This is a genomic window from Prosthecobacter sp. Pr1, assembly GCF_057652315.1.
Genome location: NZ_JBYFBS010000002.1, coordinates 399,502 through 413,549 on the forward strand (window position 1 = coordinate 399,502; position 14,048 = coordinate 413,549).

The 14,048-nt window shown below is 60.4% G+C and carries 10 protein-coding genes; 4 read left to right on the forward strand and 6 right to left on the reverse strand.

All coding sequences use genetic code 11. From position 1 onward, the window contains the following. Window positions 1-193: 193 nt before the first annotated feature. The 3 genes from gpmI to AC24GY_RS04580 are packed head-to-tail and all read left to right on the forward strand — an operon-like array spanning window position 194 to window position 2,595. On the forward strand, window positions 194-1,744 hold the full coding sequence (gene gpmI / locus AC24GY_RS04570) for a 2,3-bisphosphoglycerate-independent phosphoglycerate mutase (RefSeq protein WP_487680681.1): 1,551 nt from the start codon (window positions 194-196) through the stop codon (window positions 1,742-1,744). Between the two features lie 9 nt (window positions 1,745-1,753). Next, window positions 1,754-2,260: a hypothetical protein gene (locus tag AC24GY_RS04575; RefSeq protein ID WP_487680683.1), complete on the forward strand. Its 507-nt coding sequence runs from the start codon at window positions 1,754-1,756 to the stop codon at window positions 2,258-2,260. Continuing rightward, window positions 2,257-2,595, forward strand: coding sequence for a low molecular weight protein tyrosine phosphatase family protein (locus tag AC24GY_RS04580; RefSeq protein WP_487680685.1), 339 nt, complete (start codon window positions 2,257-2,259; stop codon window positions 2,593-2,595). The genes AC24GY_RS04575 and AC24GY_RS04580 overlap by 4 nt, the downstream gene beginning before the upstream one ends. A gap of 98 nt (window positions 2,596-2,693) precedes the next feature. On the opposite strand, the gene AC24GY_RS04585 is transcribed toward AC24GY_RS04580, so the two are convergent. The 3 genes from AC24GY_RS04585 to AC24GY_RS04595 form a co-directional block, all read right to left on the reverse strand. Further along, window positions 2,694-5,285 carry a VWA domain-containing protein gene (locus tag AC24GY_RS04585; RefSeq protein ID WP_487680687.1) on the reverse strand — a complete coding sequence of 864 codons (2,592 nt, stop codon included), beginning with the start codon at window positions 5,283-5,285 and terminating at the stop codon, window positions 2,694-2,696. A gap of 261 nt (window positions 5,286-5,546) precedes the next feature. Further along, window positions 5,547-6,677 carry an aminotransferase class V-fold PLP-dependent enzyme gene (locus AC24GY_RS04590; protein WP_487680689.1) on the reverse strand — a complete coding sequence of 377 codons (1,131 nt, stop codon included), beginning with the start codon at window positions 6,675-6,677 and terminating at the stop codon, window positions 5,547-5,549. 454 nt (window positions 6,678-7,131) lie between these two features. Continuing rightward, window positions 7,132-8,052, reverse strand: a complete 921-nt coding sequence (locus tag AC24GY_RS04595; protein WP_487680691.1) for an alpha/beta hydrolase — start codon at window positions 8,050-8,052, stop codon at window positions 7,132-7,134. A 517-nt stretch (window positions 8,053-8,569) separates the two neighbouring features. Here AC24GY_RS04595 and AC24GY_RS04600 point away from each other — a divergent pair. Continuing rightward, complete coding sequence (locus tag AC24GY_RS04600; RefSeq protein ID WP_487680693.1) at window positions 8,570-8,962, forward strand: transposase; 393 nt, start codon at window positions 8,570-8,572, stop codon at window positions 8,960-8,962. Window positions 8,963-9,128: 166 nt separating this feature from the next. On the opposite strand, the gene AC24GY_RS04605 is transcribed toward AC24GY_RS04600, so the two are convergent. From AC24GY_RS04605 to AC24GY_RS04615, 3 genes are all read right to left on the reverse strand, one after another. After that, window positions 9,129-12,644 carry a PVC-type heme-binding CxxCH protein gene (locus AC24GY_RS04605; RefSeq protein ID WP_487680695.1) on the reverse strand — a complete coding sequence of 1,172 codons (3,516 nt, stop codon included), beginning with the start codon at window positions 12,642-12,644 and terminating at the stop codon, window positions 9,129-9,131. A 129-nt stretch (window positions 12,645-12,773) separates the two neighbouring features. Continuing rightward, window positions 12,774-13,145: a four helix bundle protein gene (locus tag AC24GY_RS04610; protein ID WP_487680697.1), complete on the reverse strand. Its 372-nt coding sequence runs from the start codon at window positions 13,143-13,145 to the stop codon at window positions 12,774-12,776. 154 nt (window positions 13,146-13,299) lie between these two features. Beyond that, complete coding sequence (locus tag AC24GY_RS04615; RefSeq protein WP_487680699.1) at window positions 13,300-13,989, reverse strand: RNA polymerase sigma factor; 690 nt, start codon at window positions 13,987-13,989, stop codon at window positions 13,300-13,302. Between the last annotated feature and the right edge of the window lie 59 nt (window positions 13,990-14,048).

Consider the following 14,048-nt stretch of genomic DNA (forward strand, 5'->3'; position numbering starts at 1 on the left):
GGAGAAAGGCGGGCCTTTATACCCTGAGACGGGCCGGAGCGCAAACGATCTGACGAGCCGGGCCGGGGGTGGTCAGGATTTGCCAAGAAATGCTTAAGGTGGCCAAAAGGGTGCTTCCAGCCTTGGCTGGCCCCCTGCCGCCGCGACCCCGCCCTTGACGGAGCCGCCGCTTTGACCCATTGACCCAGTAGCTATGACCAAAAAACCTGTTGTTCTGATTATCCGTGACGGCTGGGGCATCAACCCCGGCGGCAAAGCTCAAGCCGTAGCCAATGGCGATGCCACCCTGCTGGCCCGCACCCCCTTCCATGACCACCTTTACTCCACCTACCCGATGGGCACCGTCAGCGCCAGCGGCGAGGACGTGGGCCTGCCCGACGGCCAGATGGGCAACAGCGAAGTGGGGCACCTGAATCTCGGTGCCGGCCGTGTGGTCTATCAGGACCTCACCCGTATCAACAAATGCATCCGCGATGGCGAACTGGCCTCCATGCCGGTGCTCGTGGAAGCTTTTGAAAAAGCCAAGGGCAAGCGTCTCCACTTCCTCGGTCTCATCAGCGACGGCGGCGTGCATTCCCATCAGGATCACCTGGCCGCGCTTTGCAATGCCGCGAAGGCTGCAGGCGTGAGCGATCTGATGGTGCATGCCATCACCGATGGCCGCGACACCTCCCCCACGGGCGGTGCCGCCTACATGGCCAAGCTGGAAAAAGACCTGGCTCCGAGCGGTGCTAAAATCGCCACCGTCATTGGCCGCTACTATGCCATGGACCGTGACAAGCGCTGGGAGCGCAACAAGCTCGCCTGGGACGCCATCGTCCTGGGCCGTGGTGAAGTCCGCACGGATCTGCCCAGCGCTGCCGTGCAGGCCGCGTATCCGAAAGATCCGCGTGGGGATGAATTCATGCAGCCCATGATTTTCTCCAACGCCAACGAGCAGCGCATCCGCGATGGCGATGTGATTCTGTGGTTCAACTTCCGCGCCGACCGTGCCCGCCAGCTGAGCGAAGCTTTCCTGAAAGCGGACTTCAACGGCTTCGATCGCGAAGTCACCCCGAAGACCGGCTACTACACCCTCACCGAATACGACGCCACTTACACCGACCTCGGTGCTCGCGTGATCTTTGCTCCGGAGAGCCTGAGCAACAACCTCGGCCAAGTCGTGGCCGCCGCTGGTCTGACGCAGCTTCGCGCTGCGGAGACGGAAAAGTATCCGCATGTGACCTTCTTCTTCAACAGCGGTGTCGAAGAGCCGAATCCCGGTGAAGACCGCTACCTCGCCATCAGCCCGAAGGAAGTGCCCACCTACGACAAGAAGCCGCAGATGAGCGCGCCGGATCTCACGTTTGAAGTGATGCGCCGTCTGGAAAGCTACGACCTCGTCATCATGAACTACGCCAACCCCGACATGGTGGGCCACACCGGCGTCGTCGAAGCGGGCATCCACGCCTGCGAGACCATCGATCTCGGCGTGCGTCTCATCGTGCAAAAAGTGCTCGAACTCGGCGGCAAGCTGTTCATCACCGCCGACCACGGCAACTGCGAACTCATGCGCAATCCGGATGGATCACCCAACACCGCGCATACGACGAACCTCGTCCATGGCATCTACGTCGCCGCCGATGCGAACAGCTACACCGTCGCCAACGGCAAGCTCGCCGACATCGCCCCGACGCTGCTCGACATGCTCGGCGTGAAGCCCTCGGCAGAGATGACGGGGAAGAGCTTGCTGGTGAAGAAGTGAGCAATAGCTATGGCGTTCATCCTGCTTTCAGACAGAAAAGCGAGTCCCAAGGATTCGTTTCAAGAGCTGCAAAGATTGTCGAGTGAATACCGCAGCTACATCCAATCTGTTCGAGATCGGCTCCCTCCAGGTGCGTTGAAACGGCTTGATTCGCCAGAGTGGTATGACATGACGGCTCATACCTGTCCTCACGACGCATGGCTGGAGGAATGCCGTATTGTCGAATCTGATCCTGGTGGGGAAATACCTCGGTATTGCAGCCTCGAAGTCAGATTGCTCGGTGCTTATCACGATGGCACGATTCATCTTCGTTATCCTCGTTTGTTTGGTTATAGCATCCAGGCTTCAAAGTGCGAGCGCGGCATGAATGATTGGCTTTACGACGAATTTCGTCTTTCAGACAAGGGTCATCTATTGCATGAAATCGAATGGGCTGATGGCGGTCGCTGGCTGATCGAAGCCGACGATATTGAGTTTGAATGGCGTCCGTTTGAAACGGAGACCGGATCAAAATGAAAATTCTCTTCCTCTGCTCCCGCAACCAATGGCGAAGTCCGACGGCTGAGAAGGTGTATCAAAACGATCCGCGTGTGGAAGTGCGCAGCGCTGGCACCAGCGCTTCCGCACGCTGCCGTGTTTCGGAAAAGCTGCTGCGGTGGGCGGATCGTGTGATGGTGATGGAGCACACGCACAAGCAGCGGCTGCGGGAGCAGTTTCCTGAGATCGTGCGTGATTTGAACATCGACGTGCTCGACATCCCGGATGTTTACACATTCATGAATCCGGAGCTGGTGGCGTTGATTCGGGAGCGGGTGGAGCCGCTGCTGGAGGAAAGTACTCGTGAGCTTTAGCTCACTCTGGAAAACTCCGCGCCTTCCAGAGTGAGCTAAAGCTCACGAGTACTTTGCAGGCGCTTGGACTCATCTCGCGGAGCGAGATGGCTGCTGTATCACGCCGCCTTGCGTTGAGGTACGAGCTGCCACAAACCCACCACGTGCTCCCAGCGGCGGATGGCGGTGTCGATGAGGAAGATCGTCAGCAGGGCGAGCAGCAGTGACGGCCAGAGTTCCTCATACTGCACAGCCTTGGTCGTTTCGAGATTGGGGAGACGTTTGGAATCGGTGAGGTAATCGCCGCCGGTGATGCGCACGGCTTCCTTCAGCAGCTCTTCGTTCACGGTGCCGAGACTGGCTTCGGTGGAGGGATTGTGAATGAGGCCGGTGGTGACCATCTCGGCACCTACTTGAGCGCGGATGAGATACACGCCGGCCTGCGTGGGTTTGAAGTCGGTCACGTACGTGCCGGGAGCATCCTGGCGCAGCGTCAGTTTTTGCACAGCCTTCAGCGGCGCACCCAGAGCATCTGCCGCCACATGAAAGACTTCGGCGGAGACGGTGGCGTTGTTGGCGCGCGTGCCGGCGTCGGCAAGCAGATCGACACTGATGCGTGCGTCATCGCCTTCCATGCGGGCGGAGAGATCCATGAGGCGGCCCTGCGGGGCGCGGGCGGTTTCACGCAGCACCTGGGACCAGAAGCGGCCATAGCCGCTCCAGCGCGCGATCCACAGCGAGGCCCAGCGGCTCTTCGCATCCGAGGTGAAGGCCGTGGCTTTACCAAGACCGAAGCGCCAGTGCGCGAGCAGGGGATCGCCCGTTTCAGTGACCAGCGGCACCTGCGCCGAAGTGCGGCGTGTGGTTTTCACGTAACCGAGCAGTTCGGGTGAATCCCACTTTTCAAATCCGGCGAGGATGGGGTCTTTTTCCTTCAGCTCAGGCATGAAGGGCTCCTCACGGATCATGCGGCCGGTGTGCATGAGGGTGTCCTGCGTGAAGATGCGCGTGATGCTGCTGGCATCCATCGTCGAATACGACTGCCCGCCGCCGCTGGAGGCGATGGCCTGCAGCAGCGCCACATGCGAGCCTTCACCGATGGCGACGGTGGAAATCGTCAGGCCTTCGCCGCGGCACTGCGTGGCAAGCTGTTCGTAGCCGGAGCCGGCGGTCTGGCCATCGGTGAGGATGATCATGTGCTTCACGCGTGCCTTCGTGCGCAGCAGGGCCTCGCGGCCGAGTTGAAAAGCCGGCAGCAGATTAGTGCCGCCACCGGATGCGATGGCGGCGATCTGACCGGACACCGCATTCGTGGAAGTCAGCCGCGTCATCGGCGCGACGACGTGGGCCTCCGAGTCAAAGGCCCATACGCCGAGGGAGTCATTGTGCCCGAGCACTTCCGCCGTGGCGATGGCGGCGCTCTTGGCCATCTCGAGTTTTTCTCCGGCCATGGAACCGGAGCGGTCCAGCACGATGGCGACGGCGGCGCTTTGCTTTTCTTCCTCGTCAGGTGCTTTAAGTCGAACTGGAAGCACTTCTTCAATGGGGGTGCGGTAGTAACCACCGACGCCGAATGAACCGGGCCCACCGAGCATGATGAGGCCGCCGCCGAGTTTGTCGACGTAATCGCGCAGCGCATTCATGAGTGGCTCGCCAAGCTGATGCGCTGGGACGTCGGAGAGAATCACGCCATCGTAGCCGCCGAGCATTTCAAACGTGATCGCGAGATTGCCCGGCTGACGCATGTCCAGCTCGATGCCTTCCTTCTCCATGGCCTGCATGATGTAGCGGCCTTCGGCGGCGTCGGATTCGATGTAGAGCAGTCGCAGCCTTCCGCGCACATCCACGATGGCGAGGGCGCTGTCATTGCCGGGCAAGGTGTCGCCAGTGATCCCTTCCAGCACGGCGCGGTATTGGAAGGTGTTGCGTGTGGATGGGGTGCGGCTGAAGACGATCTCCTGCGTGGCGCCGGGCTTGAGCGTGACGGGGCGCTTTTCCACCTCGATGCCGTTTTCGTAAAGCTTCAGGGTGCCGGTGCCTTCGATGGTGCTCTCAAAGGCCGCCCTCAAACTCAGGCTGGCTCCCTCAAACAACCGTGTGCGATTCGGTGTGAGCGACAGCATGCGTGCATCTGGGCGATTCGGGCCCGCCACGGGCAGCGCATGCAGTTTGATGCCGGAGACAGCCGCTTCGCGTGCCGCATCCAGCAGGCTGCCGCGTGTTTCATGGCCATCGCCAATGATGAGGATGTTGCGGCTGGCACCGGGTGGAAACAGGGCTTCCGCATATTCCACGGCGGCGGCGTAATGGCTGTCGCCACCGTTTTGTTTTTGCCATGCGGCCTGCATGGCGGGCGTGCTGCCTGCGGGCAGGAGCTCGGGCTGCGAGCCAAGTTGGACGACAAATGAATCAATCCCGCTGCCGAGCCCCGCACGCACGCGGGCCGCTTCAGCGAGCGACTTGTTCAATCCTTCCTCGCCCATGCTCTGGCTGGCATCCACGATGATGCCGAGCGCCTTGCGCCCCGTCTGCGTCACACGAGCCGGTCCGGCGAGCGCGGCGATGGCAAGCATCACGCCGATGGCGCGGGTGACCAGCAGCAGGCGTTTCCGCAGTCCGGTCATGGGATGCGATGAGCGCGATTCGATCCACAGCAGCAGAGCGACTGCGGGCAGGATGAGCAGAAGGAGTTTTGGCGATTCCCAGTCCAAGGTCTCGGAGGATAGGCTTGCGGAGTGCTAGGGCAAGAGGTGGAGTGACAGGGCGTGAAAAAAGAGTGGTGGCAGCGTGCCACAGCGCCAGGGAGCGCGGACTTCAGTCCGCAGCACTCCGCCAAAGCGCCGGGTTCTTAATGGAGCGCCATCGCACATGACGCCGAGGGCCAGCACGTTTGCGGCAATTCAGGGTGGAAAAGCGCCTTCAGCGTGCTTGCGACCTGCTGCGGACTGAAGTCCGCGCTCCACGGGGACGACTCACACCGCCCCGCGCAGCGTGCTCAGCAGCTTCTCAATGTCCTCCGCCGTGGTATAACCATGCACGGCGATGCGGATGCGGCCCACCTGATGCATGACGTGGATGTTTTGCGCGAGCAGGGCCTCATTGATGGCGGCGGTGTTTTCGTGTTTGAAAGCCACGATGCCGCTGGAGCAGCCGGGTTGCGCGGCGCTAAGCGCGGTGAGTCCCAGTTCCTTCAATCCTGCATGCACGCGGGCGACGAGCGGATCTGCATGGGCGATGATCTTGTCCATGCCGACTTTTTCAAGGTAACGCAGCGAGGCATTCAAGGCATACAGTGCGGCGAAGCTGGGCATGCCGACGGAGAAGCTGAGCGCGCCGGGCTTGATGCGGGCGCTTTCAAAGCGATCGGCATCAAAGGCATTGGCAATGTGGTACCAGCCACCGGCAGAAGTGGTGAGACGAGCGGCGGATTTTTTTGGAATGCCGATGACGCCCCCGCCATGGATGCCGAGGGTCCATTTGTGCGTGCTGGAAATCATGATGTCAGCGTCCTGGCAATCAAGCGCGACGCGGCCCAGAGCCTGAGTCACATCGACGGAGATGACCGCCTGCGGTGCGAGCTTGCGGATCATGTCACGCAGCGGAGCGAAGGGGATGCGGTGGCCGTTGTAGAAGCTCACGAGGCTGACCTGCACGAGGGCGGTGCGATCATTGAGCAGTGCTGCGAGATCGGTGAGGTCCAAGGCACCTTCGCGATTCTTCCAAAGGCGTGTGACGGGGCGTGAAGACTCCGGCGCGGTGAGCCAGGGCGTGGCTCCTGCAGGGAAATCGAGATCGGTGACGATGACTTCGTCCTTCGGCGTCAGTTGCAGCGCGTTGGCGAGGAGGTTGTAGGCTTCCGAACTGCAGGAGCAGAAGGAGACTTCATCTGTGCTGAGGCCGAGGTGCCGGGCGGTGATCTCGCGGCAGTCTTCCACACGTGGGAAATGGAAATCGCGCCCGCGCATGCCGAGCGATTTGTGGTGCATGTATTCCGCCACGGCTTCATTCACACAGAGAGGCGGGATGCTCTCGGCGGCGGTGTTGAGGTAATGAATGCCTTTGAGGCTGGGGAAATCGGCGGCGCGGGAAGATTCGGTAAGCATGCGGGGAAGAAACGTCGCTCGCGCCGCTTTTTTCGCGTGGGGAGAGGCTGAATTCACTGAACTGTCCGGGACAGCCGAAAACCGATGTGGACGGCTTTCTGCGCCGTGGCATTGGAAAGGCACATGGCACCTTCGTCTCATGCCCGGCTTCTTTGAAAGCAGGTCTGGCATTTCTGCTGCGGCAGACAGGTTCTCACGCAGGCGAACTACGCGGCGTTCCGGCCGTAGGTCGGTCGTGTTTGGCGTCCAGGACTTTCCGATGCTCTGTCACGTCCTCCGCCAAACCGCCCGACTGCGAGGACGTGCGTACGCCGTGGTGTTTGCAGCGCGCTGATGGACGGGCGGGCTTCGCCACGACCGTCCTACGACACCCGCGGCTGCCTGGCCTATTTCATCCGAAGAAAATGTTCTGCGGCAAACCGAACCTCTCTGTTCATTATTGGCTTCTCATTTCTCACTTCTCCTGCTTCAGAGCGGGCGCATTTTCTGGCACCTTGATCGAGGGCTCTCCGCCGAGGTAGCCGAGGGAGGTGAGAAACTCGTCCATCTTCTTCGCGGTGACCTGGATCCAGGGTTCCTTGTTGAAGAAGCCATGCGGCATGTCCGCTGCGGACCACATTTCGGCGCGCAGTCCGAGATTGGTGGCTTTTTTCACATACTCATCGCCACCGGCTTTGAGTTTGTCGGCGGTGCCGAAGAAGAGGATGGCGGGAGGGGTGTCTTTGCTGATGAAGCTGTTGGGCGTGATGGCTTCCGCCATCTCCAGCGTCATCGGGCCTTCGCCGGTGGCGCGCTGCTTGAAGAGCGTGGCGATGTTCATGGCTGGATTGAACAGCACCATGGCATTCGGTTTGGCGGAGATGGTCTTGTCATCCGACTCCGCATCATAGGCCGAAACCAGCGCCGTGCAGGCAGCTAGGTGCCCGCCTGCAGAGCCGCCGCCTGCGATGATCTTGGTGGGATCAATGCCGAGCTCCGTGGCATGCCCCCGCACCCAGCGGATGGCGCTCTTGGCATCTTCGACGGCTTTGTCCGGTGTCGTCTTGTGGACGTTGAGAATGCGGTAATCCGCGCTGATGGCGACGATGCCTCGGCTGGCCAGGTATTCCGCCTGCGGGACGAATTGAAGATACGACCCGCTCTTCCAGCCACCGCCAAAGAAAAACACCGCGCAAGGTCGGAGCGCGGTGGTTTGAACTTCGCCCTTGGGCGAGAAGACGTGGAGCTTCAATTCTCCCTGCGGCGTGGTTTTGTAGACGATCTCCTTTGTCGCCACTTCGGTGGTGGTCAGCTTGATCAAAGGCTTGTTCTTGCCCGCTTTCTGAGCGTGCAACGGCAAGGCGATGGCGAGGAGAAAGGGAAAGAGCAGGCGCATGGTGTGGCTGAAACGATGGGGAAGGGGCGGTTGTTTCGGAGGCTGAAGATCCTTTGAAGTACGACAGACACTCCTGTCTGTCGGTCAACGTCACCGAAAGCCCCTTCGACCGCGCATACCTCAAACAGATGTTTGCTGGTGGCAACGTGGAAGGCCTGCCTGTTGGACTATTGACTTGTCCTGCCGCCTCTTGTCTTGGGATGGCGGAAAACGGTGGAGTTTGCGTGAACGCTGATCGACAGACAGGAGTGTCTGTCGTACTTCCTGCATGCGCGTCATTGGCTGCAAGGACTTCACACCCTTCGACTGGGAGGCGGTGGGAAAATCCCATCATAGGCATTTGCCTCAACTGGACCAACCGGGTGCGATTTACTTTGTTACATTCCGGCTGGCGGACTCGGTGCCGCAGAAAATCTTGAAGCGCTGGTTGTATGAAAGGGAAGGCTGGCGGCGAAGTCATCCTGAGCCTTGGGATGAAGGTGTGCTCAAAGAATATCGGCGTCTTTTCACGGTTCGAATGGAGCGATGGCTTGATACCGGTTCCGGCGAGTGTGTGCTGCGTGATGCTCGATGTCGCACTGAGGTGGTCGAGCGCCTGCTTTTCAAACATGGCACCGATTACGATCTCGGTGACTGGGTGATGATGCCCAATCATGTCCATGTGCTGCTGCAGCCGATTGGTGACAAGCCTCTGCATGAAATCTTGAAGTCGATCAAGGGCGTCAGTGCGAGAAACCTCAATTGCCTGCTGGGAAAAACGGGCTCTCTGTGGATGGATGAGTCGTTCAGCCACATCGTCCGCAGTTTGGAGCAGTTGAAAAAAATTCAGCGTTACATCCAGATGAACCCGCAGAAAGCCGGGCTGCCCGCGACTGCTTTCAGCTACGAACAGGGCTGGGAGATCGCCTGAAGTACGACAGGCACTCCTGCCTGTCGGTCAGCGGACCGCAGTCTTTTTGCCTTACGGTTGATCCCAAACCGGCTTCACAGGCCGGTGTGGCGTGGTAGGTAGAGTTGTGGGCTGTGGCGGCTTTGCGGACCGCTGATCGACAGACAAGCGAAGCCAATCTGTCGTACTACTTCAGCGTCTGCAGCCACGCCACGAGATCAGCGAGTCCCTGCGGGCCGATGGCACCTGCGAGGCCGGGAGGCATGAGAGAGAGCTTCAATTCCTCCTTCTTGGCGATGCTGGATTTTTTGACGGGTGTGGAGGCTCCTCCGGCGATGCGCAGGGTGAGTTCAGTGTCGGTTTCGCTGATGGGGTAGCCGGTGATGGTCTGGCCTTCCTTGGTCGTGACAGTCTGGCCGACGAAGCTGTGCTCGATGGCGGCGCTGGGATACAGGATCGCGGTGAAGAGGCCTTCACTGGAAAGCTTCGCACCGATCTGCGAGAGGTCGGGGCCGAAGTCGATATACTGGCCTTTGACGCGGTGGCAGGCAATGCAACCGGCCTGCATGAACATCTGCGGGCCCTTGGCAGCATCGCCCTTGAGCTTCACGAGTTCGGGCAGCTTGGGGAAGTTTTCCAAACCCTGTGCGGCGGGGAGTGGCAGAGCTGTGGCGGCCTCGCTGCGCAGGCCGGCATCGGTGCTGCGGCTGAGTGCCAGTGCGGCCTGATCTTTGAATTCGGCGGGCAGTTTACCCTCGCTGTGCCAGCGTAGGATGTTGCGCCCGCCTTCGCCGCTGAGGGCCAGCGAGTCGATGACGGCGTGGCGCACACTCATGTCTTTTTCCTGCCAGAAGGCCTGGTTCAGCACGCCTACGGAGGCGCGGTCGCTCACGCGGCCCAGGGCGGTGACGAGTGTCTTTGCCGCAGCAGCATCGGCGTCTTTAAGGAAACGCAGCGCGCCATCCCGATTCGCCGCGATCAGCCGCGCGGCGTTCACCGACTCCGGCGCATTGGGATTGGCGACAATGTAATCGAGCAGCTCCTTCTCAAAGCCGGTGAGGTTCAGGCGCTCGACGAGGGAGATGAACTCGGGTTTGCCGATGACGGGTTTGAGGAGTGAGTCGAGGCGGGCTTTGGCCTCGGGATTGGAGGTGATGGTGTTGCGGTCGAGTAGCGCGGTGGAAGCGAGGGCCGTTTCGGCGTCGGCTTTGTGAAAGATGGTGAGGGCGGCTGCGGCGACTTCGGCGGGATATTTGGTTTGCAGAAGTTGGAGAGCGCGAAGGCAGCGCTGAGGTTGCTTGCGGAAATGCGCTGCTTGGGAGTCGCTGCTGCTCACGAGCTGGTCCGCAATAAAACCGGGGATGCTGCGATCACGATGACGCAGGATGAGTTCAGCAGAGATTTCATCATCATCCTGTTTTCCTGAGTCACCAATCAGGGCAGTTCTTGATTCTTCACGTCCTTCATTGCTGAGCCCTAGCGCTTCGACAATCCACCTATCGTATTTCCGGGACTGGGAGGCAATCCTTGCCCAAAGGTCCCGTGCATCCGTGCTTTGGTCAAACCGAAGCGCAATCGCCGCTTCCCGGCGAACCGCAGGCGAAGCGTCTTTCACGAACTTTGCGATCACCTCACGCAACATCTCAGGATGCGCTTGCTGCAGCAGACGGCGAGCGATGCGGATGGCGGTAATGCGGATGTTGGGATCGGTGTCGGCGAGGGCTTGGGTGAGGCACTCGGGAAGGGTCAGGTCGTGAGGGTTGGGTTTGTCGGAACCGGGATTGAGGCGCTCCCACTCATGAGCTGTGAGCAGCCACAGGGCACGGGCGCGATGCTGTGGGACGGATTTGGTGTCGCGGAAGAGCTTGTGAAGCTCGGGCTCAGCTTCGGAGCCGATTTCTTCGAGCTTCTTCCACGCCAGATACCTCTGCTCTTCATTCGGAGACTTCAAGGCAGCCACGGCACCTTCGGCGGTATCCAGCTTGAAACTCGGCACCGTGTACTTCTCCGCAGCTTTCGTCGTTACGCGAAACAACCTTCCTCGCGTCACATCTCCCATGCCGTGACCGCCGACGCCCGGATCGTACCAATCAGCCACGATGAGGGAGCCATCCGGTGCCACGGCCACATCGCTGGGGCGGAACCATTTGTCCTTGGTGCCTTCGAGGATGTTCACGATCTCAGCCTTGTAACCGGCACCGTCGGGCTGGGTGATGTAGGCGCGGACGATGTTGGGGCCGGCATCGCAGTGGAGGGGCTGGCCGTGGAAGATGCTGGGGAGGAGATCGCCTTCATACACCTGCATGCCGGTGGGGCTGCCAGCGCCGGTTTGCAGCAGGTTGGGGATGACGCCGGGATCGTTTTGATGCCAGTGGCGCAGGGGGATTTCGCTTTCCCAACCGAGACGTGGAGTCTGCCAGCCAGCTCCGGTCATTTCATCGGAGTAGCCGTAGTTGCCGAACTCCATGACGTAGTTGATGCGCACGCCTTTGTTGCCGTCGTCATCGTTGTCGGACTGCCACATTGTGCCGTAGCTGTCCACGGCGACTTCCCAGTTGTTGCGGAAGTTCCAGGCGAGGACTTCGACGTTGCTGCCATCCAGCTCGCAGCGGAAGACCATGCCCTGCTGGTAGGGGCGGTTGTTCTGGTTGGTGCATTTCACGCCGTGGATGTCGGTGATGAGCTTGCCGTCTTTGTCGCAGAGCTGCTTGGCGGCGTTGCCAAAGTTGAAGTAGAGGCGGCCATCGGGGCCGAAGTGGAAGGCGTGGATGCCGTGGTCATGCTGCGCGCCGCCGATCTTGGTGAACATGAGTTCTTTGCGGTCGGCCTTGTCATCGCCGTTGTCGTCGATGAGCCAGAAGACATCGTCGCCGCAGCTGATGAGGGCTTTGTTGCCGAGCACACAGATGCCGTGGGCGCTGTCCACATCATGGCCCTGATGGAAGACGGTGGATTTGTCGGCCTTGGCGTCGCCGTCGGTGTCTTCGAGGATGAGGATGCGGTCGCCCTCGGCACGTTCGCCGAGATGCTTGCGGTAGTTGACCACTTCGCAGACCCAGACGCGGCCGCGTGCATCGATGTCGATACTGGAAGGGCTTTCCATCATGGGCTCGCTGGCAAAGAGCTGCACCTGCAGCTCGGGATGCACGGTGAGTGAATCGACCGCATCGGCCGGATCGTGCGAGCTGCTGTCGCTGGCGGTGATGGGACCGGGATTCTCGGTGTAGACGCGGAACTCCACGCTGGCGCTGCCCTGCTTGGTGCCGCCTTCATCGAGTGCGCCGCGGGCTTTGAAGCGTTTCGTGCCAGCGGGCAAATTGAAGGCGATGATGCTGTTCGCATGCGTGCCGATGCCGAACTCGATGGCCTTGCCCGCGCTGCGCAGCTCGGTGCCATTGGCGTTGGCGTTCACCCTCACATTGCCCCAGCCAGATTGGGCGGATTTCCATTCGATCTCGGTGAGCTTCTTCTCACTGCCATCCGCGAGGATGAGGCGTGGCTCGGCCCAGTCCGCCCAGTCGGCGGTGAAGCCGTTGCCGCCATCGGTGACGACGAGGTAGAGCTCCTTGGCAGCTTCCAGCGACACATCGATGTCCACGCTGTGGTTGGGCGTGGCGCTGGTGATGAGCCTGGAGTTGAACAGCGGCTTCGGGGCGGCGAGCAGCAGTGTTGGGGCGAGAAGGGCGAGCAGGAAGGATTTCATGCGAAGGCGAGAGTACGCCTGAAGCATGGGGAAACTTCAATCTTCAAAAATGGGGGCTGTTCAATTGTTCACAGGCCGGAGGATTGACGATTGTCGAACAATCGATTTTTGATTTTGGAGGTGGGAGCATCACTTGCCGGAGCTTTTGTTACGCTCGGCTGTCTGAACGCTTTTGACGAATATGCTGATGAGTTCGTCACATTCGGTGAGGATGGGAGTGAGTCGCGTCTTGGAGCAGAGCGGTTTGCGCTCGATGATCTTGAGCCAGATGAGGGTTTCGCGAAGTTCTTTGAGGCAGACTTTCATCTTGTGGAGGAAGTCAGCGCGGGATTCTGCGCTTTGAGCCTCGCCGTAGTTGGGGGCGGGGGAGGTGCCGGAACGCAGCAGTTGCCCGGCGATGTGCTTGCCTGCTTTGGTGTCGGGGAGCGCTTCAACCAAGATGATGATGCGGACGGCGAAGTCGATGAGGCGGTCTTCGAGGGCGTGAGCTTGTGCTTTCATATGGGTGTGGATCTGTAGTGGATTGGGTATGGACTTCTAAAATCAAAAATCGATTGCTCGACAATCGTCAATCTTCCGGGGAAGGGCATCGTGGGCATGCGCGATTGACGATTGACGAACAATCGATTGCTGATTTTTGAAGTGACCGAGGCGCCTACTCCACATCCTCACCCAAATAAGCCGCAAGGTGCTTTCGCAATTCGGTGCGGGCGCGGAAGAGGAGGCTCTTCACGGCGGGGAGGGACATTTTCAAGACGGCGCAGATGTCCTCGTATGGCAGGTCCTGGTGGCGGCGCATGATCACGGCGATGCGCTGCTTCTCCGGCAGCGCGGCGATGGCTTTGTCCAGCGCCTGCTCCAGCTCGGTCTGCTGGGTGAGTTGATCGGCGCCGGGCGTGCTGTGATCGGTGAAGTATTTGGGCGGATCGTCCTCGTTTTCCTGCTCCATGCTCACCTCCTTGCGGCGGGAGCGGCGGCGGGTTTCATTGAAGACGAGGTTGCGGGTGATGGTGAAGAGCCAGGTGGTGAACTTGGCGGTGACTTCATAGCGCGGGGCGCTGCGCCAGACACGGATGAAGACCTGCTGCGCGATGTCGTGCGCGTCCTCGATGTTGTTCAGCATGCGGGCGCAGGTGCCGACGACGGCGTTTTGATGCAGCTCCACAAGCTGCTCAAAGGCCTTCACATCGCCCTCCTTGACGCGGAGCATGAGCCGGACGCTTTCCTGGTCGGAAGACTCCCCGGCATCGTCGGCAGCTGCCGACGGTGAATGGGAGAGGGCGTTCCGTTCCGGTTCGGGCATGAGGTAGGCTGGCAGTGTGGCTGCCATGCTAGCGAGGGTCATGCGCAATGTAAACCACGGGAGGTGCGGATTGGTTGCGCGCGAATATTTGACGTTCAATG

What these genes read in the sequence shown, in the direction of transcription:
- gpmI (WP_487680681.1), top strand. Translation starts at nt 194, where the DNA reads ATGACCAAAAAACCTGTTGTTCTGATTATCCGTGACGGCTGGGGCATC.
- AC24GY_RS04575 (WP_487680683.1), top strand. Translation starts at nt 1,754, where the DNA reads ATGGCGTTCATCCTGCTTTCAGACAGAAAAGCGAGTCCCAAGGATTCG.
- AC24GY_RS04580 (WP_487680685.1), top strand. Translation starts at nt 2,257, where the DNA reads ATGAAAATTCTCTTCCTCTGCTCCCGCAACCAATGGCGAAGTCCGACG.
- AC24GY_RS04590 (WP_487680689.1), bottom strand. Translation starts at nt 6,677, where the DNA reads ATGCTTACCGAATCTTCCCGCGCCGCCGATTTCCCCAGCCTCAAAGGC.
- AC24GY_RS04595 (WP_487680691.1), bottom strand. Translation starts at nt 8,052, where the DNA reads ATGCGCCTGCTCTTTCCCTTTCTCCTCGCCATCGCCTTGCCGTTGCAC.
- AC24GY_RS04600 (WP_487680693.1), top strand. Translation starts at nt 8,570, where the DNA reads ATGGAGCGATGGCTTGATACCGGTTCCGGCGAGTGTGTGCTGCGTGAT.
- AC24GY_RS04605 (WP_487680695.1), bottom strand. Translation starts at nt 12,644, where the DNA reads ATGAAATCCTTCCTGCTCGCCCTTCTCGCCCCAACACTGCTGCTCGCC.
- AC24GY_RS04610 (WP_487680697.1), bottom strand. Translation starts at nt 13,145, where the DNA reads ATGAAAGCACAAGCTCACGCCCTCGAAGACCGCCTCATCGACTTCGCC.
- AC24GY_RS04615 (WP_487680699.1), bottom strand. Translation starts at nt 13,989, where the DNA reads ATGACCCTCGCTAGCATGGCAGCCACACTGCCAGCCTACCTCATGCCC.